A 23,051-nucleotide genomic window follows, 5' to 3' on the forward strand; every position below is an offset into this window, starting at 1 on the left:
TTAAACTCCTAAACTTTCTAAAGCGTGAAGAGCAGCATTTTCTTCAGCTTCTTTTTTACTCTTACCTTCACCCGTTCCATAGACAGTTTTATTGCAAAAAACTTTCGAAATAAAACCATTCTCATTGGCAAGAGTTTCATAGTGAATAGTTTTCTCAGCAGATTGCATATATTCTTGAAAAAGTGACTTAGGATCTTTATTTTCTTTTTTAACTAATTTATCAAGAGCAGGATAAATAGTTTTTTGTAAAACTTTTTCTACACCATCAAATCCGATTTCTAAGTAAATTGCAGCGATTAAAGACTCAAAAAGGTCAGCATTAGCTTTCTTAGAATCTTTTAATCCTGTTGCTCCTTTTGAGACACGCAATAAATCAAACAATTTTAACTCGTGACTTATTTCGGCAATGAAATTAGTTTTGACTGTGGCAGCTCTAAGTGTTGTTGCTTTTCCTTCAGTCAAACTCTGAAAATGATTGAATATATACTCAGTAACTTTTAGTTGTAATACTGCATCGCCCAAAAACTCGTGGTATTCATATGATTGCTTTAATTGATTTTCATTTGCAAAAGTGCTATGAGTAAAAGATATTACGAAATTGTCTCAATTTTTGACTTTATTAGCATCAATATCAAAATTACTCAACAAATTTGATACCTTAGTTTTAAATTCTTCAAAAGTTCAATTATTCATTTTGCTCCATGGTTTGTTTAATTTTATTTACCACGTCATTTTCCAAGGCTAATTTAATTTGATTTAAAGCACCTAAAAAAGCTTTTTCATCACTCGCTCCGTGTGACTTTAAAACTATCTTATCAAGACCAACAATGAAGGCTGAACCAACGTTCCGATAATCAAATTTTTCTTTGATTTTGTAAAACGGTTTACGCAAAATTAAAGCACCAATTTTAGTGAAAAAGTTTTTTGTAATTTCTTTTTTTAGCAATCTTCCAAATGTTAAAAAACTTGTTTCCATAGTTTTCAAAACCATGTTTCCTGCATAACCATCAACTATAACAACATCACAAATATCCTTGAATAAATCTTTTGGTTCCACGAAACCAACATATTCATAATTTAATTTTTCGAGCGTTTTAATTTGTTGATTTGCTTCTTTAGCTCATTGTGGTCCTTTATAGTCTTCAGAACCAATGTTCAATATTCCTACACGAACTTTATTGTTGTTAAAAAGTACTTTACTAAATTCAGAGGATACACTTGCTCACTGAGTCAAATATTCAGGTTTTGTGTCTAAATTTGCACCAACATCAAGCAACAATCAGTGCCCGTCAATTGCTTTTGGTATCATTGGCATAAAAGCGGGTCTAGAAACATTAGGAAGCCTCTTGATTTTTAGCATAGCCATTGCCAAATACGAACCGGAATCCCCGCTGCTTAACAATGCTTGTGCATCACTGTTATTTAAGTAATTAATGGCATCCAACATTGATGAAGGCTTTTTAATAACATCGCGAAGGTTATCGCTTTTTTCTAACAAGATTGGCGAGTGATGAAACTCAATGTTTGTTGCTAAAGGTTTGTTTAATTGTTTCAAAATTGTTTCATCACCAAATAGAACTAATTTAAATTGCGGATTCGCATTAGCAAAAGAATTTGCTGCTTTCAAAGCTTCTAAACTTCCATTATCATTGTTTAAAATATCAAAAACTATTTTTTTCATATTTATTATTCAACACTAATGTAGTAAGGGTAAAGTGCCTGTCCACCAGCATTGATTTCAACTTCGATTTCATAATTAGTTTGAATGTAATTTTTTAATTCTTGTGCGTCAGCTTCACTTGCTTCCTGACCGTAGAAAATGTTAACAATTTCGCTATCATCATCAATCATTGAGTCAAAAAGACTAATAGCAGCTTGATTATGCGTTTTATGAGTTGAAACTACTTTGCCCTTTGAAATTGCAAGATATGAACCTTTTTTAATCTTAACACCATTCAATTTAGTGTCTTTTACAGCATAAGTAACTTCAGCGGTTTTTACTGAACGAACTGCATCTTTCATATTTTCTTCATTATCTTTAGCACTAGAATCTTCATTAAAGTTTAAGGCAGCAGCAAGTCCTTCCATTTGGTTTTTAGTTGGAATAATAACAATATTTTTCTTACCACTAATTTGCGAAGCTTGTTGTGCTGAAAGAATGATGTTTAAATTATTTGGAAGAATGAAGACAGTTTTAGCATGAATTTTTTCTATTGCTTTAAGAATATCTTGGATTGAAGGGTTGTTAGTTTGTCCTCCTTCAATTACAATGTGTGCTCCATATTCTTTGATTAAATTTGTAATACCTTCACCAGAGTTGCATGAAATTAATCCACATTTAACTTGGATTTTTTCATTATCTTCAGTTGTTTTTTTGGCTTTTTCAGCATTTTCTTTTGACTTGTTTGCTTGTTGAGTCATGTTTTCAATCTTGATTTTAATAAACTCACCCAATGATTGCACTGAATTTAAAATATTTCCAGGTTTAATTGCATGAACGTGGACTTTTAAATATGAGTCATCTTGAACGACAACAATTGAATTTCCATGTTTTTCTAATTTTTTAACCAAGTAATTTTTATCGAAACTATGTGGTTTTTGTAATTCAACAATAAATTCAGTACAGTAACCAAATTCACCATCAAAAACTTCATTGTCATTGATAAATTTATTAATGCTGTCAGTGCTTTCTTTCTCTTCAACAGGATTTCCAGATAAGTATGCTGAAATACCTTCAAAAATCTTAACTAGACCTTCTCCTCCTGAGTCAACAACTCCAACTTCTTTTAAAATTGGTAATAGTTTAGGGGTTTTATCACAACTTTGACGAGCGTATTCATAAGCTTTGCTAAAGACATTAGAAATTTCGGCCGAAGCCAAAACATTTTTAGCAAGTTGTTCGCTAGTTTCACGAATAACTGTCAAAATTGTTCCTTCAACAGGTTTTAAAACAGCTTTGTATGCTGTTTCTTTTGCTGATTTAAATGCTTGAACAACTTCTGATGCTGTGGCTTGTTTTTTATTTTTAAATTCGTTAGCAAAACCTCTAAATATTTGTGAAAGAATGACTCCCGAGTTTCCTCTAGCACCCATAAGCATATTTTGTGCAACTAAGTTAGCAACGTAACTAAGTTCTTGGCACTGACTATCATCTATTTGCATCAAGGCGTTTCGCGCTTCTTGGATTGTTGCATTCATGTTGGTTCCAGTGTCTCCATCAGGAACAGGGAAAACATTCAATGCGTCTACTTGGTTTTTATTGTTACTTAAATTGTTTGCCGCGGATATAACTGCATACTTTCAATCTTTTCCGTTAATAGTCTTCATTATTCAATACCTCTAATAAAAATATTCAAATTTTGCAAGCTCATTTTTTGTTTTTCTAATCGATAGATAATTCTTTGACTAATTTCATCCGCTAGTCCTTTTACACTAACGCTTGAAAGAATTATCAAAGCAATTTTGATGCTTACTTGATTTTCGTTAATGTTGATTTCAATTCCTTTGTCAAAATCATTTTCTAATGTAGTTGCAGGTTCATCAAAATTAAGCGACGAAAAGCCTATAACTCCTACAACTCTTGATACAATTCCAGTGATTTGTTCTTTGATGTCTATTGTTTTCATATTTGAGAATTATACCACACCTCCTTTTTTCTGTTAGGTATAACCTAACAAGCTTCCTAAAGACTCAAAAACAAAAACAAGTGCCTTTTTGTGTTAAAATAATACATATTATTCGAATAATCTATACGTAAAGGAGTTTTAAATGCCAGGAAAAGATCAATTAACCGGTAAAAAAGCTCTAAGCGGTAACAAAAGATCACACGCTCTAAACGCTACAAAAAGAAGATTTGATCTAAACTTACAAAAAGTTACTGTCTTAGAAAATGGGCAAAAGAAAACATATCGTGTTACTGCAAAAACTGCAAGAACATTGAAAAAATATGGACTTACAGCTTAATTAAAATTCATGAAATGATGTGTCGCTTAGGCGGCATTTTTTATTGCTTGTATAATTAGAAAATATGGAATTAAATAACGTGATTAAATTTATTAATTTTTCAGGATCTTATACTAGTTCAAAGTCAGCACAACTCCACAACATAAATACAGAAATTCAAAAAAGTGATTTTTTAGCAATTATTGGACCTTCAGGAGCAGGAAAAAGCACTTTTTTAAATGCTATTTTCAAAGAATTAAAGTCAGTAAGTGGAGATATAGAATTTGAAAATATTTCAATTTATAAAATGACTAAAAAGCAACGCAAAAACATGCTAAAAAATATTGCTTATTTTTCACAAGAAAATATTCTGATCGAAAATGATACTGTGCTAAAAAGTATTGCTCGTGAGTACTTTTTCAGTTTTCTGACTGCTAAAAGGTTTGATAAAATAAATTCAATTTTAAAAGAATTGAATTTAGCAGACAAAAAATATGAGCCCATTGCTAAATTGAGTGGCGGACAAAAGCAAAGACTGCAACTAGCAAAGCTATTTTTAAAGAAAAAAGATCTTTTTTTAATTGATGAACCGACAAATAATTTAGATATAAAAATGAGTGATCTTTTTGTTGAAAAATTGCAAAAATTACATAGCGAACAAAATATAACTATAGTGGCAATAATGCACGATATCAGTCTTGTTAAAAAATATTTCAAACATTATATCGCTATAAAAAATGGCACAATTTTCAGCCAGGGAAAAGTTCAATTATTATCTGAACAAGAGATTCAAAAAATCTTCGAGTAATATTTCAAAAGCAGTCATTGACTGCATTTTTTGTATCTTTTTACTTACTTTTTGTCTCTCAAGAGATTGAAAATGCAAAGCAATATATTAAAATTTAAATAGTTAAAATAAATATTAATTACTTAAGGTTCAAGAATGGAAAAAATATATAAAGATTCAATTATTTTCGGGATGGATAATTCTTGAGAATTAGCTCAAGAAATTGGACAAATTTTAAATATTGAGGTTCAAAAGCCAAAAAAAACTGTCTTTAGCGATGGCGAAAGAATGATTTCTAGTGAAATAACAGTAAGAAATTTAAACACTTACGTTATTTGTAATACTGGTTCACCAGTTAACGATAACTACATGGATATTTTGATTTTTATTGACTCGCTAAAGAGAGCAAGTGCAAAAACTATTAATGTTGTTATGACTTACTATGGCTATGCACGTCAAGATAGAAAAGTAGACGGAAGACAACCAATCAGTGCCAAGTTAATGGCCGATTTATTACAAACTGCTGGAGTCACAAAACTTATTACTGTTGACTTGCACAACTCATCGATTCAAGGTTTTTTTGATATTCCTCTAGATGATTTAAAAGGACAATTAATTTTTGCTGAAGAACTAAGAAAACGCGAGCATAAATTTACTGTTACTAGCCCTGATCATGGTGGTGCTGTTCGTGCACGTCAGTTGTCAGAAATTATTTCTCATGATGTGCAAATTGCAATTGTTGACAAAAGAAGAACTGCTCCAAATGTGAGTGAAGTAATGGGAGTTTTAGGAGATGTTAATAACAAGAATGTTGTTATCATCGATGACATTATTGATACAGGCGGAACAATCATCAAAGCAGCCCATGTTTTAAGAGAAAATGGCGCAAAACAAGTTATAGTTGCTGCTACTCACGGAATATTTTCAAAAGGTTTTGAAATGTTTGAAAATGATGATGTTATTAGCGAAGTTATCATCACTAATTCGCTAGCAACAGAACACTTAAAAAAATTCAAAAAAATCAAAATTCTTTCGCTTGGTTTCTTATTGGCTCATGTTATAAAATCAAACATTGAAAGAAAATCAATAACAGGAATTTATAATGCTTTCAAAACAGGAAACTTCGAAGATTTTTCTTAATTATTTACCCAACTTAAGCAACGATCAAATTGATAAACTTTATCAATATTATGAAATGATTGAAGAAAAAAATCAAGTTATGAATTTAACTGGTTTCACCGATGAAAGACTAGTCAAAGAAGGCTTGATTGAATCAATTTTACTGCTTGAAAAAGCTTTCGACTTATCTGAAAATAAAGTTTATACTCTTGCAGATATTGGTGCAGGAGCTGGTTTTCCTAGTGTACCTTACTTAATAGTAAATAAAGATAAAGTAAAATTGAGCGTAATCGAGCCGATGCAAAAACGATGTTTGTTTTTAAAGGAAGTATCACAGAAATTAAATCTAAATATTGAAATAATAACCAAACGCGCCGAAGACGTAAAAGACAAAAAGGAATATTTTGATTTAGTAACAGCACGCGCAGTTACAGAATTAAAGAAACTTTTAGAAATAAGCTGTCAGTTAGGAAAAATAGGTTCACAACAAGTTTTTATTAAAAGTAAAAATATTAATCAAGAACTACAAGATTCAGAAAAAATAATAAAAACACTGAAAATAAACACTGAAATCAACACTTTTTACTTTGAAAACACCCGTGAAAACAACTTGGTGAAAGTGTATAAAAAAAATTCAGCCCCTGAGTCTTATCCTCGTCCTTGAGCAGTCATTAGCAAAGAAAAATAATAATTTTAGATAGAGTTTCAAAAAACTCTATTTTTTTGCATTTTTTTGAATTTTGCTAAAATATTATTATTTATTAATAATAAACACCAAAAGAGGTAGACATGATTCGTTTGTTAAAAGAGGTTTTTAAATCACTTTCTAAGAACAAGATTACAGTCATAGGTTTGACAATTCTAATGTTTATAACTTGTGGAATTTTTACACTTCTATTTGACGTTAAAAAAAGTTATACAACTACTCTTAAAAATTTCTCACAAGTTTCTAGACAGCAAGATTTAACTGTTGACTTAGACGTTAACCCTTCAGGAACTGCTCCTAATGAAGGATATAGTCAAGTTGATGATAATGGTAATACAACCACTCAACCAGATATATATGTTCCTGAAGAAAATACAAGCTTCAATTCAGTTGAACGTAATTTAAACATCCCGACTGAATATATGAACTACTTACCACTTGAAAAATTAACTAAAAACTCAAATGATAAAGGTTCATATGTTGATACCGAAAGCTTTCAAACCTGATTTTGAAATTCTTTAAGGGGTAACAGAAATGTGGTTTTTGATTTTGAAAACAACAAAATCAAATTTTTAGATAACGAAGTTGCTAACTTATACAAAGTTGTTGATAACGAATATGTCTTGCAAAAAAGCAAAACAACAATTGATAAAAATACTCAATTCAAATTCATTAAACCTTTTAAATTAAGTGATATTGCCAAAGTAATAAACACTTCCGGTGACGACTATGTTAAAAAAGACGACTATCTAGTTAACCCTGGTGATTTATTTATTAATCCTTTTACACAAGAAGCTACTTTCGATATATCACAATATCAAACTTGAGACTTGACTGAAAATGTGCTAGTTATTAGTGGAAGCAATGTTTTAAAATCATTAGGTTTTGTTGAAAATAATGGTCGTTGATACTTTAGTAATAGTGCAAAAGATTTAAGTTTTAAAAATAAAGATGATGTAACAAAAAGAGATATTAATCCTAACGCTGTGTTAAATGATACTTTCAGCTTAACAAATTATTTTTTAGACAATAATTTAACAATTTTAGAATTCAACAAAAATGCAACGAAAACTTTTTCAAGTAATGATGAATATACAATTCCAACAGATTGAGTTCAAACAGTTGAAAAGAAGACTGAATTTATTCGTCGTAATTACAAGCTAAATTGAGACTACAATGAGCAAGAATCAAAATCAAATTGAACCGGAACATATTTAACTTACATAAGCCAAATTTACAATCAAAATAACAAACAGCTTCCTAAAGATATTAAAGAATTTAGCTATTGAGTAAAAAATATTAGTACGAGAAGATCAATAGGTAACAATTCTTTTGGTTCTTGAAACTCAGTTTTAGAAAACATTTCGCCAGAAGATACTACTATCAAACTTGCAACGAAAAATAATCAACCTACTTCTTTAACAAAAGACACAATCCGCGAAATAGAAGGCTATGACGATAACTGGACCACACTTGCTAAAAATCAGTGATTTAAGAATATTTCAGACACATCTATTTTGCAGCAAAAAAGAAACAACATAAGTTCAGGAGCAAGCAAAATTGCTCAAAACAGCATTATTGATGAGGTTATTTCTAAGGCAGGCCTAGAAAATGTTGGATTAAGAAAAACTATCACTGTCGATAATATTAATGATGAAGAAAATACAAAGACAGTTTTCCACTTTATTAATACCGGTGATCGTAACATGGTTGTGGATGGAGTTAAACAAAATGTTGGAAAAATGTTTAATGAACAATCAAATCCTTCAATTTTAAACTCATCAATTAATCCTCAAAATTTAGATGAATACTTATTGGTAAAAGATGAATCTAAAAAAGATAGAATTTACAAATTACCTTCAATTTATGCATCTTCAATCATCACATACATTTATCGTGGATATACTCCAGATCCCGCTTATTTAGATGTTAATGTGTTGTTTGAAAATTACACTGACTACTATCCAGAAACTAAAATTCCTTATCAAAGAGCAGCAAAGATAGTGACACTGACTTCGGAAAAAACAAACACTATTAATGTGCAATACGGAATTACAAAAGCACCTTCAAAAAGTGGTGCAACAAAATACATTATTCTGGAACTAAAAAATGTAAATGGTCAAGAGATTTGACAAAAAGCACTATTTTCAAACCAGTCTTCTGAATTAACCATTGAACAGTTAAGTGATTTTTTAATTAAGAACAATTTAACAATTAATGCAAAAATTGGTGACAATGGTTGAGCAAAAATTGACAGTGTTTATAAAAACTCAACATCTTTACCGTTACTAGTTGGGTCAGTTGACTCAAACGCTGTTGAAGATATTACTCAAAATAACTCAATTGGAGTTTTAATTAAACAAATTAAAGATGCTGTTTTATCTACTCAGTTATCAAAAATAATTACTGAGAATCAATTAGATAGAATTCTTTACTCAGGACAACTGGCTGTAGAAAAAAATAAATTTCACAACCTTCTTGCCACAGGGAAAACTAATGACCAAATTGTGCAACTTGTTATTTTTGACTGACTATATAATTTAACTCAGCCACTGAATATTGATGGTGTGACTGTTGCAAATACTAATGGAAATGCCTTCATTTATTCAATCTTTAACAATATTATTAATTACATTCGTTCTGAGTATCAAAAACAAGCCACGGACGAACAGAAAAGACAATATTTGAGTGACCAATTGAACTCAATTGAGTCTTTAATCAGTAGTTTTACCGGCGCAACTAACGGATTGTTAGGCAACATTATTCCGAACTTTAGACTTGGAGACTTGACTTGATACATTAAAGATTTTGAAGCGCTGTTAAGCAGTGTTAGTCAATTGATTAGCTCACTAGACTTTATTAAGTTTTCAACCTTAGTTCACAATTGATATCAACAACATCCATACAAAATTTATTCAAACCCTAATTCTGAATACTGAATCCTTTCAAATGAAGAAAAATTAAACTTCTTGCTACAAAGTTTTGATGAATTAAAGCTAAAAACAGCACTGAAATCTTTGGTTTCACAGATAAATTTCAACGCATTGTTAAATCCGTCACAACCGCATAGTATTTATCAACTAATTGTCAAAAGTTATGTAGATGCAGACAAAGAATTGAGTACCGCAAACAGAAACTCGATTAAAACACTGTTTGAAAAATTTAATGCTTACAAAGACGGCTCAAAAGAACCTTATAGCAATGTTGCTGAAGGTTTAAACGAATTAATTGATTTATTTTCACTGAAAAACCTAACTCAATCATTCAATTATTTCTTAGCAAAAAACCTACACAAAATTGAATTGGTAATTGGTTCAATCAGTTTCAAAAATAATTACACAAGAACGATTAAACAAAACGAGTTTTTAGCCTCTGTCATTGCTTCAATTAGTCAAGTGTCAGAACAGTCAAATACTAAATCAGTCAATAAATTCAAACAATTTAAAGAAGCGCTAACAACAATTTTCAACTTATCAAGCGCAACCTACAAACCTATTGACTTAATCGGTTTACAGCTTCCTGCCGAAGATAAAAATAAAATATCAATTACTGATGTAGGACTATTTAGTCTATTAGGTTTTGCCAAAAAAGATTCAAAAACTAGTTATGTTGACAATTCTATAGGTGCTTACGATTTAGACAAAATGTCAGCATTAAGAAATAAAATCGCACAAGGAAATAGTGACTTAACAATCGAAGAAACTAATTTCTTGTCTTCAGTCGTACAAGTTTCAAGTGCCGATTTTAATGATTTAGCTAAAGTAGTAGTTAAACTTGATAACTATATTAATCTTGTTAAAAAACTAAAATTACAAAACTACGGCTTAACAAGCAATCAAGTTAATTTAACATTTAAAGACGACGTAACCAAACAAGTTAAATCTTTTGGAGACTTAGCTTATCGTTCAGCTTTATTAAACCCACAAGATCCAGTCTATGACGGTTACTTTAAGCTTCTTTACAACAACATTAGTCCGCTTTTAAAACAATTTATGGCTAATGACACAAACGGAACAATCAATCAGGAATTAGTACTGTTTTCACCATGAATTAGTTTGGCCTACCAATTAAGAAATTCAAGATCTGAAATTTCATTAACTGATGTACAAAAAATTCTTTTAAACTTATTTGAATTTGCACAAAGCCAGGACGTAAAAAATATAGTTCTAAACTATGGTGCGGTTGCTAACCCTATTCCTTCATTTGGTTCAATATTAGGAGCGGATGAAAACAATAATGCAACTAAACTAAAAATCAGCTATGGATTAAGTGACAATCTTGCCACAACTCAACAAGTAATTAATGCAAACATAATTGATAAATTTATTGCACAATTACCAGTTAATTTGCAAACTAATAATCAAATTATCAAACAAGTATTAAGTGATAACATTTATCAACTAGTTCAACAATTTAGCTTGATTAATTCTGCAACTATTTTCCCTACATTCTTTGTTCAAAGTCAAAAAGAGTTTCTAAATAGTTTTATAAAATCAAATGCTTCTACATTAGAACCTTTAGTTGTTAGCGATTATGAATTAGACATTCTTTATCGCGATATGTTGGCTGCTACAAAATTATCAAAAACAGTAAGCATTTTTGGTCTAAACAGTGCAATTTTAAACCCTTACATTGCTCTAAGTTTTCCACAAATTTTACTATGATCAGCTATTACTGAAAAGACTAATGTCGGAAATCTAAAATACATCTTGGATAATTTACCAAACACAATTGAAACAATGAGTCTTGATCAGCTTGCTAAGATGCTTGAACCTTTATACTTTGCTCCGCTTGATAAAAATGCCGGAACAAATGAATCTGAAGGAGATAAAAACATTGAACTTGACGTTTCATACTTAAACTGAATAAGCGCCAAAATTAGTAGTTTTAATAACAATAATCCAGTTATTTTTGGCCTTAATATTAATGACATTTTCCGTCATGTTTTCTACTCAGCCACAGGAAATATTGTTATTAATAACTTAATTGTTTACTCAGATTCTGCTTCATATTTAGCAAAAGTTAATAATGCTTTCTTAACAAAAAATAACAAGGAAGTATACAAAGGCGATCTAAGTAAATACTTATCTAATCCATTTTTAATGGCTCAGTTTGTCTCACAACTAGATCCAAAATACAAGATTGTAATTAACTCGCTTGAATACGTAATTATTGGTGATGATATTTCTGCTGACTACTTGTACCCAGTAATTAACGAAGAAAACTTACAAGTCGACACTAAGAAGCAAGCTCTAGTTTATGTTAATGAAGATGGATTTGACCGGGTAGTTAGTGCCTATCCTACATTTGCTATTAAAAAATATTTACTAGTTGATACAAATGGTGATAAGAAAAAAGCGGCTACTCTAAAATCAGAATTCAATAATTTCATTCGTTCTATTTCAATAAATATTTCTGACAAATCATACCTAGCAGAAGAGCTAGATCCTTTAAACCCTGAACGTAGTATAAGAATTAAATTGATTAATTCAATCATTACTGCTATTGGCGCTGTGCAAACGTTCTCTATTATGATTTTGATCATATTAGTAGCAATCAGTGTTTATTTCATTATTAGACGCTATATTAATGTTAGAAACAAAGTTATTGGTATTTTAAGAAGTCAAGGATACCGCTCAAGAGAGATTGCTTTTGCCTTTTCGAGCTTCTGTTGATTGAGTACATTTATTGGTGGATTATCAGGTTACATAGTAGGTCACTTTGCTCAACCTGCAGCCTTTAGAGTATTCTCTTCATACTGAACCTTACAAACTACAATCATTGGTTTCAACTGATGAACTTTATTGGTTACAATAGCAATTCCTATCATCACAACATCAGCACTAATCTTCTTAATTACATACTTATCAATGAGAATTAAACCGATTGAAATGATGTCTGGATTGAGTGATTTACAAATTGGTCCAATCGCTCAAAGAATTGCGGTTTCATTCAGAAAATTACCGCTTAAATCACGTTTTGTGGCAATGTTAACACTAAATAACTTCTGAAAATTATTCTCATTATTTATTTCATTTGCAATTACTGCCTTGATAACGATGTTCAGTCTTTCAAGCTTTAACGTCTTTCCTAAATCAATTAATAGAACATATCAAAACCGTAGTTACACCTACAAAATGGACTTAGAAACACCAACAACTGAAGGTGGACCTTATGCTCTATATAACAAGAATGATTTGGAAGACCTATTATACATGCCAGATGATTTGAGCGCTAGTGCTTCTTCGACTGAAAAGAATCAAAATGATTACAACTCTCCTTACTTCTTTAAACCTGGATACACATTTAACACTGACGTTGTAAACAAACCTTTTGCTCCTTCAGTGCTAACTAAATCAAGTTTAGACATTGCTTTAGACACTTCAGTAGAATTATCACCTTGAGACATTGTTTATGCTTCATTGCCAGAAACTCAAAAAGCAAGAGTTGTACAAATCTTTAAAAAAGCTTCAAGTGATATGATGCTGACTCAATTTATTTGAAATGCAAACACTAAGAAGAGAATCACTGATGTTGACGAATTCTACAAAACATATGATATGTATGGTGAAAACGGAATTTACGCAACTGCTACAGAAAATAATAATGCGCCAAAAGTTTCTTGATTCTTGTATCAAAGAGCAAACCAAGATTTATCTTCAAACTCAAATGAAATTGGTAAATTCGTCTTCATTGAATATGACAAAGAAATAGAAACTTACAAAAAGGCAATTATTATCAAAACGGACAAGGTTAGAGTTTTATACCGTGACTTTTTACTAAATGCAAGTAGAAATGGTAAATATACCGACTTCTTTATGTCGTTTGGCGGAGTATTATGAAACGATAATACTAATGAAAAATACTCTTACGCTAAAACAATATTTAGAAATCAAAATATCAATGTATATGGATACAAAGATGATTCTAAATTCGTTACTTTAGAAAATCAAAAAGGTAAAAATCTTTTATCACTAATTAATACTGATTTTGATTTCAGCGTAAGTGATGAAGAATTCAGCAAAAATACTCTACCAATCATCATTAACAACTTATCTGCAAATAAATACAACTTGAGTATAGGTTCAGTCATTGAAATGCAAGTTACAAACAATATTAATCGTTTTGTCAGTCAAATAGTGCATTCTCCAGTTGCAACTAAATATCATTTCAAAGTAGTAGGAATTAACAACACTTACATCAAAAATGAATTCATTACATCGAAAAAAATTGTTGACAAAATTACTGGTTTAGACAAATTAAGTACTGCTTTCCAAAATGCTAGAATGAGTGAATTAAATGCTCTTGAGGCTCGTGCTAGTGATGAACAAACTAAACAAAATTACAGAAAATGATATATGGATCATTATGAAGCATTCAATGGTATTTTGTCAAGTGATCCTATGCCATATCAAACAACATCTTCATTAACTACTTATTCTTCAAGTGGTTATTGGGGAGCAATACAGACTTATAATGCCAATACGGCTGGTGATAAGTCAGTTACTTCATTCTTCAAAAAGCTGTTTGTTGGATATCAAAATGCAGACGGACAAACTACAATAAAACCTATGTTCCAAGCAACTATTGAGTCATACAATGCAATCAATAATGCAAATGAAGATTGACAACAATTGCTTGCTCAGTTCTTGAATGTTGATGAAAAAGAAGTAAAAGACATAAACTATAACGGAAAAAACAACTACCATACTTGGGGAGATGAAACCTTAGAATCAAAACCTATTGCTAACCCTGCTTTCCGTAAGAATATGATTGACGCAATCAACAAGTTCTATGCTGCTGAAAATTCAATCTATGGAAAAGACATTCTATATGCAGCTTCAAATAATGTAAACTCAAAAGACATTGAGGCAGGATTTATCGAAGAGATTTCAAAAACTATAACAAGTATCACTGTTGCCTTTGTTGTTATAAGTTTCATTGTGTCAATAGTTATCTTGATTATGATTACTAACTCAATGGTTTCAGCAAACGAAAGAAACATTGCAACATTTTCAATCTTAGGTTATACATCAAAAGAAAAAATTTATCTTTTCTTCTTCAATTACATACCTGTTATCTTGATTGCTTCACTATTAATGATTCCAGTCACACTGGCCTTAATCGCTGGTTTCCAGGCCTTCTTGATTGCCACGAGTCAAATGGTACTGCCACTGACACTTTACTACTCAACTATTCTCTTAAGTATTATTCTTGCACTGGTTGTTTTTGCAGTCACATCAATCTTTGCTTGAATTGGATTAAACAAAATTAAACCTATTTATCTATTGAAAGGAAAATAATGTTTGGGCACAAAAGTAAGAAAAATAAAACTGATAACGAAAATCAAGTCTCAAAACAAGAATTACGCAAAATTATCAAAGCTAACAATACGCCACGTTCAAAAGATAAGTTTAAAGACGAAAAAAACACTGATGATAACATTGTTGAAGTAAGAAATGTGCGTAAATCATATGTGTCAGGAACAAACGTTACAGAAGTCTTAAAAGGTGTAAGTTTCGAAATTAAAAGGGGAGAAATTACAGTTCTTTTTGGTAAATCAGGTTCTGGGAAAAGTACCTTACTTAATTTAATAAGTGCTTTAGATAGACCGACAGAAGGACAAATAATTGTTAATAATGTAACTCTTCCTTATCTTTCTGATGCTAAACAGACTTTATTTCGTCGTAAAAACATTTCGTTCATTTTCCAAGACTATAACTTATTACAAAATTTAAATTCATACGATAACGTTGAAACAGGAGCTCATTTACAAACTGATAAAAGCAAAAGAATGGATATTAAGCAATTATTTGTAGATTTCGATCTAGAAAATTGTATGTACAAATATCCTTCGCAAATGTCGGGAGGACAACAACAACGGGTATCAATTCTTAGAGCTTTATCAAAAAACTCAGAAATAATAGTAGCTGATGAACCTACAGGAGCTTTGGATGAAAAAACTTCTTTGGTTGTCCAAGGTATTTTAACTAACATCAATAAAAAATATAATTCAACCATAATTATTGTTAGTCACGACCCGGATATAGCAAAAATGGCTCACAAAGTTATTTATTTAGAAAACGGTTTAATTAAAAAAATTGACATTAAAAACCCAGGAGAATAGTCAGAAGCTAAGGTATATTAATACCTTAGTTTTTCTTTATTTTTTCAATAAAAACGAGTGGGATTTATTGTGTTTTTTTGAGTAAAAAATACCAAAAAATCACTCGAAACGAGTACTTTTTATGAAATGTTAAACCTGCTATAATATCAGTATGATCGATAGTTATAACGCAAATGAAACAGTAATTATACTTCAGACTCTTGGACAAATTCTTTATCCTAAAGAAATAAAAGGCTTTGAAAGATTTATAATCCCACGTTATCAAAGAAGATATTGTTGAACTAAGACGCAGTGAGAATCCTTAATTCTAGACATATTTAATAATAAAAATTTATTTTTAGGAATTTTAATATTTCAAAAAATATTTAAAGAAAAAACTTTCGAACTGAGTTATGTTTTAATCGACGGTCAGCAAAGAATAACAACATTATGATTATTGTGGCAAGCTCTTTTGAGATACGAACCAAAGCAACCAAAAAGCGAAAACCGGATAAAAATTGACAAAAGCATGCTTGAATCAAGAAAAATTCGTTCAATAGATTTTGTTAGTAAGTTGGACTCAGTTTTATTCGAGAAACTAGAAGAATTATTTGATGAACAAGAAAGTAAACAAAATATCAAAAAAACAGAAGAAAACCTTTTTTACAAAAATTTCGTTAGCTTAAAAACATACTTAAGTGATTTTTTGGATACTCAAGAGAAATTTGATCTTTTTGTTGATAATTTACTTAATGCAAAATTTGCTACATGGTCAGTTGGTGATGAAGAAGATGTGCACAAAATTTATTCAACTATCAACACAAGTGGAGTGAAATTAAAATCAATTGATTTGGTCAAAAATTTTCTTGTGACATTAATTAAAGACCTTGAAAAAGCAGATAGTTTATTCTTGGATTACTGACCTTGTTGAGAAGAACAAAAAATAGATTTGACTAAAGTTATAAGAACTTTTGTTTCGTACAAAAAACAAAGCGTAATTAATGAGTCAGAAATTTACAAAAATTTTAAAGACTGAGCAAATGATGTTGTTGGAAATGAACCTTCAAATGCAGAAAAAGTTTGAAATGAAGTAGATCGTTTTCACAAAAAAATGATGAATCTTTACTCGAATAGTTTAAGTAACGATAAGCTCATTAAAGAAGAACTTGATACTTATTTAAAATTACCCGGAACAAGTGCTGATAGTTTTCTTATCGAGCTTTTAGGTTCAAAAGTTGAAAATAAAAATCGGTCTTCAGAAATAAATATTATTAAGTGAACTAATTCATTTATAGCAAGGGCAATAATTAAAAACATTAGTATTTCAGTTATCAATTGAGCTTTTGTAAGCCTATATCAAAAGGTAGAGAACCACAACAAGCAAAATAATTTCCCAACATTTTATGATGCTTTTAAAGATTATTTGAAATTACACCCATTTGAAAACGTACAACTTGCTAGTGATGAAGAAATAAGAACAAGTTTTAGAGATGATAATTTTTACTCAAAAGACATAAAAAAGAGATTGGTAAAATCATTTCTTTATTTATGAGAAAAAGCTAAATCAAAAGAAATTGCAGAGCTTTCAAGCAATTTATCAATTGAGCATATAGCACCACAAAATGCAAAAGGTAGCAATTGAATTGATCTTTTTGGTTCAAACGATGTGTATTCATCATATTTACACAAAATTGGAAATTTGACATTGACAGGACATAATACAGAATTAGGTAATCTAGATTTTGAGTCTAAAAAAGCTATACTTAAAAATCGAGAAAAAACTAAATTCTTGTTAATAAATGAGTACGTAACTAAGTGTGACACTTGATCAAAAGATCAAATTAATGAAAGGTCGCAAATAATGGCAACTAAATTCATTGAAATGTTTCCATATCAAAACATTGGTTTCTCAGCCCAGAACGAAAACATTCCAGAATATAAAAACTTGTTATCAAATGATGATGTAAATACACAAAGTAAAGACATCTTCCTAAATTCAATTACTGCTGATAGCAGTGTTTTGAATGAAAACAATAACATCGATAAAACGGATACTTACATTAGATTTAATGATGTGCCTAAAAAAGGTTCTTTCACAAAAATAACATATTCTCAAATTGCCTTCAATGATTCTAAAATTTGAAGAGATGATAGACAATACTCTAGCACTCGTACTTTTTACAAAGACATAGTCAAAAAAATATATGAAAATTACCCAGAAACCTTACACAAATTAGCGGAAAAAAGTACAACACGGAGATACAGGAACACTCGCAATTTACATGAGTTTAAACATAATAGATATTATCGTTTGAGTGATGATTTCATTGTCGATCAAGACTTAAGGCAAATTGATCAACTCCATGTTATTAGTGACATCTTGAAAGCATGCGGTGCAGATCTTGTTAATTCTTATGTAAAAGTAGAAACTAAAGATAAAGGTGAGTAAAGCTCACTTTTATTTTGCACAAATTTGACAACGTTGAGTATTGCTATAATTTAGATATGAGTAAAAATAAGAATTTAAATACATTCAAACGCTCAGTCAAAGATATGCTAGATAAAGAAAATAAGCTAGAACTTGTAATTCCTAGCTATCAAAGAGACTATTGTTGAAATAAAAAGAATTGTCGACAATTAGTTATTGATATAAAAACAAATAGAAATCTTTTCATTGGTATCACTATTGAGCAAAGCATGTCCGTTTATGATAGAGTATCGCAAAAAATAATAATTGACGGACAGCAAAGAATCATTACTTTATTTCTTATTTTTTTGGCACTCAAAAAGATAAGCAAATCATATAACTGCGACATCAGTGGTCTTGAGTGGTATAAAGAAATAAAGTTTGATAACTATTTAGAAACTCCTAAACTCGCAAGCTGTGACAAAAAGACTCAGTCTGGTAACTATAATCAGTTTGCTCAAAATTATGAGAGTATTCTCTTTCTCTTGAAAAACTCGATATCAAGCAAAAAAGAATTTGAAGAATTTTTAGATAACTTTTTCAATGTTTATTTCATTGTTTGAAATGTAGATGATATTGACCAAGTACACAGAATTTATGAAACCATCAATACCCGTGGAGTTAATTTAACAAACGTTGATTTAATTAAAAATTATCTTTTCATGAATAAGAGTTATGACGATGAAAAATTCAGAAAATATTGATTAGAGTGAGCTAAATGCCCAGTTGGAATTGATAAATTATTAAAAAACTTTTTAACTTATGTCGACGACAGAATTTATTCCGAACATGAAGTATATGAAGCGTTTCAAAAATGAAATGCCAGAACATATGAAAAAACGAGAAGCATTGATTCTGTTTTGCAACAAATTAGTGAATTTCAAGATTTATATCAAGATTTGATTGATCAACAAAGAATAAACTCAAAAGAAATTAGACAAAAAATTGAGATGTATAAAACATTGCCAGGAAGTTATGCAGATGTTTTCATTCTAAAAATATTAAAACAACATAACTTACATCCTGAAGCATTACCAGAAAATGAAGTAATTGATATCTTAAATTGAACCATATCAATAATAGCAAGAAATATCTTGATAAAAACAAGCGCTTCAAAGATTAGAATTTCTTTTGCCAGTTTATTTAAAAAGATTGAAAATACTAAAAATTTACACTCAGATTTGAACTTTTTCCAAACATTATTAAAAGAAACAAATGATATTAGTTTTTCACTTTCAATGCCATCAAATGACAAAATACAAGTGATTTTTAGAGAGGAAGATTTTTATAATAATCAATCATTAAAAAAATGAGCTAGAGGATTTTTATTCTTTTTAGAAAATAGAAACAAAAAGGAAAAAATTGAGGATTCAGACAAAATTTGAATTGAACACATAATGCCCCAAAGACTATCAAAAGCATGAATTAAATCGTTATCAGAAAGTGACGTGAAGAATCACAATTTTATAATGGATAGAATTGGAAATCTTACCTTGACTGGTTACAATCAACAAATGAGCAATAAGCCTTTTCAAGAAAAACAAGTTATTTTAAGAGATAAGAACCTATCGAAGTTTTACACCATACATGAATCTGTTATAAACGCTAAGGAATGAAATAGTAGCATGATTGAGAAGAGATGCTTATGACTTTATGACAATTTCATTGGCATTTTTGAATATATAACAATTACAAATTTATTAGTGCAAAATGAAGAACAACAAAAAGAAATCACTTTTACACTTAAAAAACCTATTGATTGTAGCAGAAAAAAACCTATTTCGTATCTAATTCCTTTATCAAATAATCGAGTATTGAAAAGTAATGAGTTTACTAAAAATTGAACAAAATTGTTTGAATTCTTAGCTAAGGAACTATATAATTTGTATCCAAATGAATTGGAAACATTTGCAGCCGATGTTGATGTAAAGAATTTCGCAAACCAAACAAATGCAACTTATGCAGCGGGAACTAAGTGACATAAAATAAGTGATAAGTTTTGAATTAATACACATTCTGACACAAACAATAAATTAATAAGACTTTCAAATCTTTTAAATGTTTGTGGAGTTGACTTGGACAAATGCATTATAAAAGTCAAGTAGTGGCTTGGTATAACAACTGAATATAAGTTTCTCGATAAAAAACAAAAAACTCAGTCCTTGGACTGAGTAATTTTATATTTTTGCCAAAAGTTCATTAATTTTTTGTCAGTGGTCTGAGTTTAAAAAATCATTCTTGATATTTTGAATATCTTTTTGAAAGTCTTCGTGTGAAATGTTGTTAATGTCATTGATTTTAGATTCTAGGTCCTGAAGTTGAGCTTCAATTGTTTGAACTTTTACTAGTACTTCTTTATGTTCGCCCAGTTTGTTTTTTACTTCTTCTAACAGCGAATTAATATCTAACTTCATTTTTGCAATAACGTTATCTTTTGCTATGTCATTTTTAAATCTTGCTATTCAGTAAATATTTTCAATACTTAAGTTTACATAAGCGTGTGTATGGAATTTGTTTATATTTGATGAGTTATTTACAAAATTATCTAAATCTCCAAGAGTATTAAGTTTATTTGCATCAAATATATTAGTTTTTACGTATTCATTTATTCGTTTTAGAGATTCTTCGCTTGATGAGTATCCGCTTGTATCTTGTTTGTTTTGTTGTGCTGTAAATAGAAGCCTTAGATTCAATAGTGCTTGTGATAATTCATTGTTTTGCTTAAACGAACTTTGATTAATAAGTAAGCTATTTATTTTATCTTCAGTCAATACTAGCGTGCTTTGAGATTCTTGATTTACGTAGTACATTTTTGAAAACATTTCACTTGATTTAATTTCAGCAAGTTTTGTACCATTATCAGAAAGATTAACTCTTAGAAAATATTTTCTTTTAACATTGTCTGCTTTTTGAATTAAATCTGAATCGGAAACTTTTACAGTCAATTGGAGATCATCAATACTTCTACTTAACGAATCGAATGAGTCTACAAACTTTTGCGTAAGAGCGCGATATTTTGTATTTATTTGACTGATTTTTGTTAAATCTTCACTCAACAAGCGATAATTTTCAGTCAATTGATTTACTATTTCTGTTTTATCTTCCTTTGAATTTTCATTGTCACAACTCATTGCTAAAACAGGTATAAATGCAGCAAGGGGAACTAAAGAAAATAGTGTTAAAAATTTCTTTATTTTCATCTTAACTCCTAATTAATTTCTTTTTCTAAAAGGACGATTCCATTTTTATCAACAAATTGAACTACTAGTTTATAGTCTCTATTGTTTTCTTCAAAACTCTTAACTTTTAAATGATTTACTCCAGTATGAATGTCACCTTTTTGAGTTCCTATTGCATACTGTAAAGAGATTATGTTTAGTCAAGTTTCGACAATTTTAGTTTCGTCATCTCAACTTAAGTCATTTATGTTTTGTTTCATTGTGTGCGCTTGTTGTACGCTATAGATTGCGATAGCCTTAAATAAAGAGCTATTTGCAAAATCCACAACACTTATTCCTTCAAAGTCAGGAACTTTAGCGATATTTTGCAAATCATATTCATACAAGTCTGTGCTATCCACAAGCTCAAGATCTGGGGTGTATTGTTTTAACTCTTGAAGAGTTTTTAGATTTTTGATTAAACCTTTCATTTTGTGACCATGATCGTCAAATGCACTGCTTAATCATCAATAATAAACTTTTGAACCATCTAATTTTGTTACTTCGATTTTAATTTTAAGAATTTGGTCAGTGTTATAGTAACTTGTCAATTCACTAGAAACAAAGCGATAAGATTTATCTTCATTTTTTTTGTATTCAGGAACGGGAATATTAATGAAATGATCACCTCAATTGTTTAATCAATAATTAAATGAACGAGCACTGAAAAATTCTAAACTATCAATAGATTTTAGAATGTAATTAATGTCATAAAAACCAAAAATGTTTTTGTTAAATGTTAGCAAAGGATTGACTAAATATTCATTAAATAAATTATCCATGGAATCATCTAAATCTTGTCCTACCCCAAATATTGCATCAGTTTTGTAGTCTCTAAATGTTGGAATGTAAAATACTTTTTTAGTATTTTCGTCTCTTAATATATTTTTACCATTTGTGTCGTAAACCTTTGAAATACTGAAGCTTACTAATTGATCTTCAGTGTTTTTTCAGTCAATTTCGATATCCTTAATGTCAAGATAGAAAAAATTCAAGTAAGCAAGTAAAACGGTTTTGAAAAACTGTTTTTGTAATTCTTGTTTTATTCAAGCTTGCGATCTAATTCAAGAAAACTTATAAAAGATGCCACTCATAAATTGTTTTGACAGCACGCTATTAAAATATGAATTTGAATTAAGATCACTTATGATTTTCAAAATTATTGTTTGGATATCAGCAAAAACTTCAAGATTTTCACTATTATAGTAAGTATTGTATTTGATAGGCAAAATAATTTTTAGTCATGACTCGTAATTAGTAACATTTTTTACATCTTCTTTGTTGTATTGAGTAAAAAAGTTATTAATATCCATATAGCTTGAAGGTTGTTTTTGTTTTGTTATGTATGCCTCGTTAACAACTTTTATTTCATTACCATCGGCATCACTAATACTCTTTTTTCTTGTTTGCTGAACATTGTAAGAACGATTAAGCAACAAGTTGTCAGTTTTGTTGTCATGTAAGAAAGGTTTATAGTTGTTAAAGATCTTGACTTGTTTGTCATTGAAATTTTTCAAAAATTCTTGGCTCACAACTTTTGAGTCAAAATCTGAAGCTCTAAAATCTTGCTTCAAACCCTTAATAATTACGAAAGTTGACACACTTGCTAGAACAGTGGCGGTCAGTAAAGCGGCAATAAATCATTTTTTGGATTTTGTCATGTTATTTTTCCTATATAATTAAACAATATCTTAAATTTTACAAAA

The 23,051-nt window shown here is 29.8% G+C and carries 14 protein-coding genes; 8 read left to right on the plus strand and 6 right to left on the minus strand.

Annotated features, from left to right (window positions below; genetic code table 4):
• Genes rnc through ACWXVV_RS01045 form a run of 4 tightly spaced genes read right to left on the minus strand, consistent with a single transcriptional unit; the run spans position 1 to position 3,626 of the window.
• Positions 1-693 carry a ribonuclease III gene (gene rnc, locus ACWXVV_RS01030; protein WP_455967684.1) on the minus strand — a complete coding sequence of 231 codons (693 nt, stop codon included), beginning with the start codon at positions 691-693 and terminating at the stop codon, positions 1-3.
• Positions 686-1,681 (minus strand): phosphate acyltransferase PlsX, encoded by a 996-nt coding sequence (plsX, locus tag ACWXVV_RS01035; protein ID WP_438341449.1) that lies wholly within the window; start codon positions 1,679-1,681, stop codon positions 686-688. The genes rnc and plsX overlap by 8 nt, the downstream gene beginning before the upstream one ends.
• A 5-nt stretch (positions 1,682-1,686) precedes the next feature.
• Entirely contained in the window at positions 1,687-3,327 is a 1,641-nt protein-coding gene (locus ACWXVV_RS01040; protein ID WP_455984560.1) for a DAK2 domain-containing protein, read from the minus strand.
• Positions 3,327-3,626: an Asp23/Gls24 family envelope stress response protein gene (locus ACWXVV_RS01045; protein ID WP_455984559.1), complete on the minus strand. Its 300-nt coding sequence runs from the start codon at positions 3,624-3,626 to the stop codon at positions 3,327-3,329. Before ACWXVV_RS01045 ends, ACWXVV_RS01040 begins: the two co-directional genes overlap by 1 nt.
• 142 nt (positions 3,627-3,768) lie before the next feature.
• Here ACWXVV_RS01045 and rpmB point away from each other — a divergent pair, with 142 nt between their 5' ends.
• From rpmB to ACWXVV_RS01085, 8 genes are all read left to right on the plus strand, one after another.
• Positions 3,769-3,963 carry a 50S ribosomal protein L28 gene (gene rpmB / locus ACWXVV_RS01050; protein WP_438341446.1) on the plus strand — a complete coding sequence of 65 codons (195 nt, stop codon included), beginning with the start codon at positions 3,769-3,771 and terminating at the stop codon, positions 3,961-3,963.
• 64 nt (positions 3,964-4,027) lie between these two features.
• Entirely contained in the window at positions 4,028-4,750 is a 723-nt protein-coding gene (locus ACWXVV_RS01055; protein ID WP_455967686.1) for an ATP-binding cassette domain-containing protein, read from the plus strand.
• Between the two features lie 135 nt (positions 4,751-4,885).
• Positions 4,886-5,869, plus strand: a complete 984-nt coding sequence (locus ACWXVV_RS01060; protein ID WP_455967687.1) for a ribose-phosphate pyrophosphokinase — start codon at positions 4,886-4,888, stop codon at positions 5,867-5,869.
• A complete protein-coding gene (rsmG, locus tag ACWXVV_RS01065) occupies positions 5,832-6,536 on the plus strand; it encodes a 16S rRNA (guanine(527)-N(7))-methyltransferase RsmG (protein WP_455967688.1) in 705 nt (234 codons plus the stop codon). Before ACWXVV_RS01060 ends, rsmG begins: the two co-directional genes overlap by 38 nt.
• A gap of 101 nt (positions 6,537-6,637) precedes the next feature.
• Positions 6,638-14,857, plus strand: coding sequence for an ABC transporter permease (locus ACWXVV_RS01070; RefSeq protein WP_456012452.1), 8,220 nt, complete (start codon positions 6,638-6,640; stop codon positions 14,855-14,857).
• A complete protein-coding gene (locus ACWXVV_RS01075; protein WP_455984557.1) occupies positions 14,857-15,681 on the plus strand; it encodes an ABC transporter ATP-binding protein in 825 nt (274 codons plus the stop codon). Before ACWXVV_RS01070 ends, ACWXVV_RS01075 begins: the two co-directional genes overlap by 1 nt.
• Before the next feature lie 151 nt (positions 15,682-15,832).
• The gene (locus tag ACWXVV_RS01080) at positions 15,833-18,109 is read left to right on the plus strand and encodes a DUF262 domain-containing protein (RefSeq protein ID WP_455984556.1); all 2,277 of its coding nucleotides are present in this window, start codon (positions 15,833-15,835) and stop codon (positions 18,107-18,109) included.
• 56 nt (positions 18,110-18,165) lie between these two features.
• The gene (locus ACWXVV_RS01085; RefSeq protein WP_455984555.1) at positions 18,166-20,232 is read left to right on the plus strand and encodes a DUF262 domain-containing protein; all 2,067 of its coding nucleotides are present in this window, start codon (positions 18,166-18,168) and stop codon (positions 20,230-20,232) included.
• 72 nt (positions 20,233-20,304) lie between these two features.
• Here the strand turns inward: ACWXVV_RS01085 and ACWXVV_RS01090 are convergent, their stop codons facing one another.
• A complete protein-coding gene (locus ACWXVV_RS01090) occupies positions 20,305-21,327 on the minus strand; it encodes a hypothetical protein (protein ID WP_438341437.1) in 1,023 nt (340 codons plus the stop codon).
• Between the two features lie 8 nt (positions 21,328-21,335).
• Positions 21,336-23,006: an MAG3240 family lipoprotein gene (locus ACWXVV_RS01095; protein ID WP_456012453.1), complete on the minus strand. Its 1,671-nt coding sequence runs from the start codon at positions 23,004-23,006 to the stop codon at positions 21,336-21,338.
• Positions 23,007-23,051: the final 45 nt, after the last annotated feature.

The organism is Mycoplasma sp. 3392 (genome assembly GCF_053851755.1).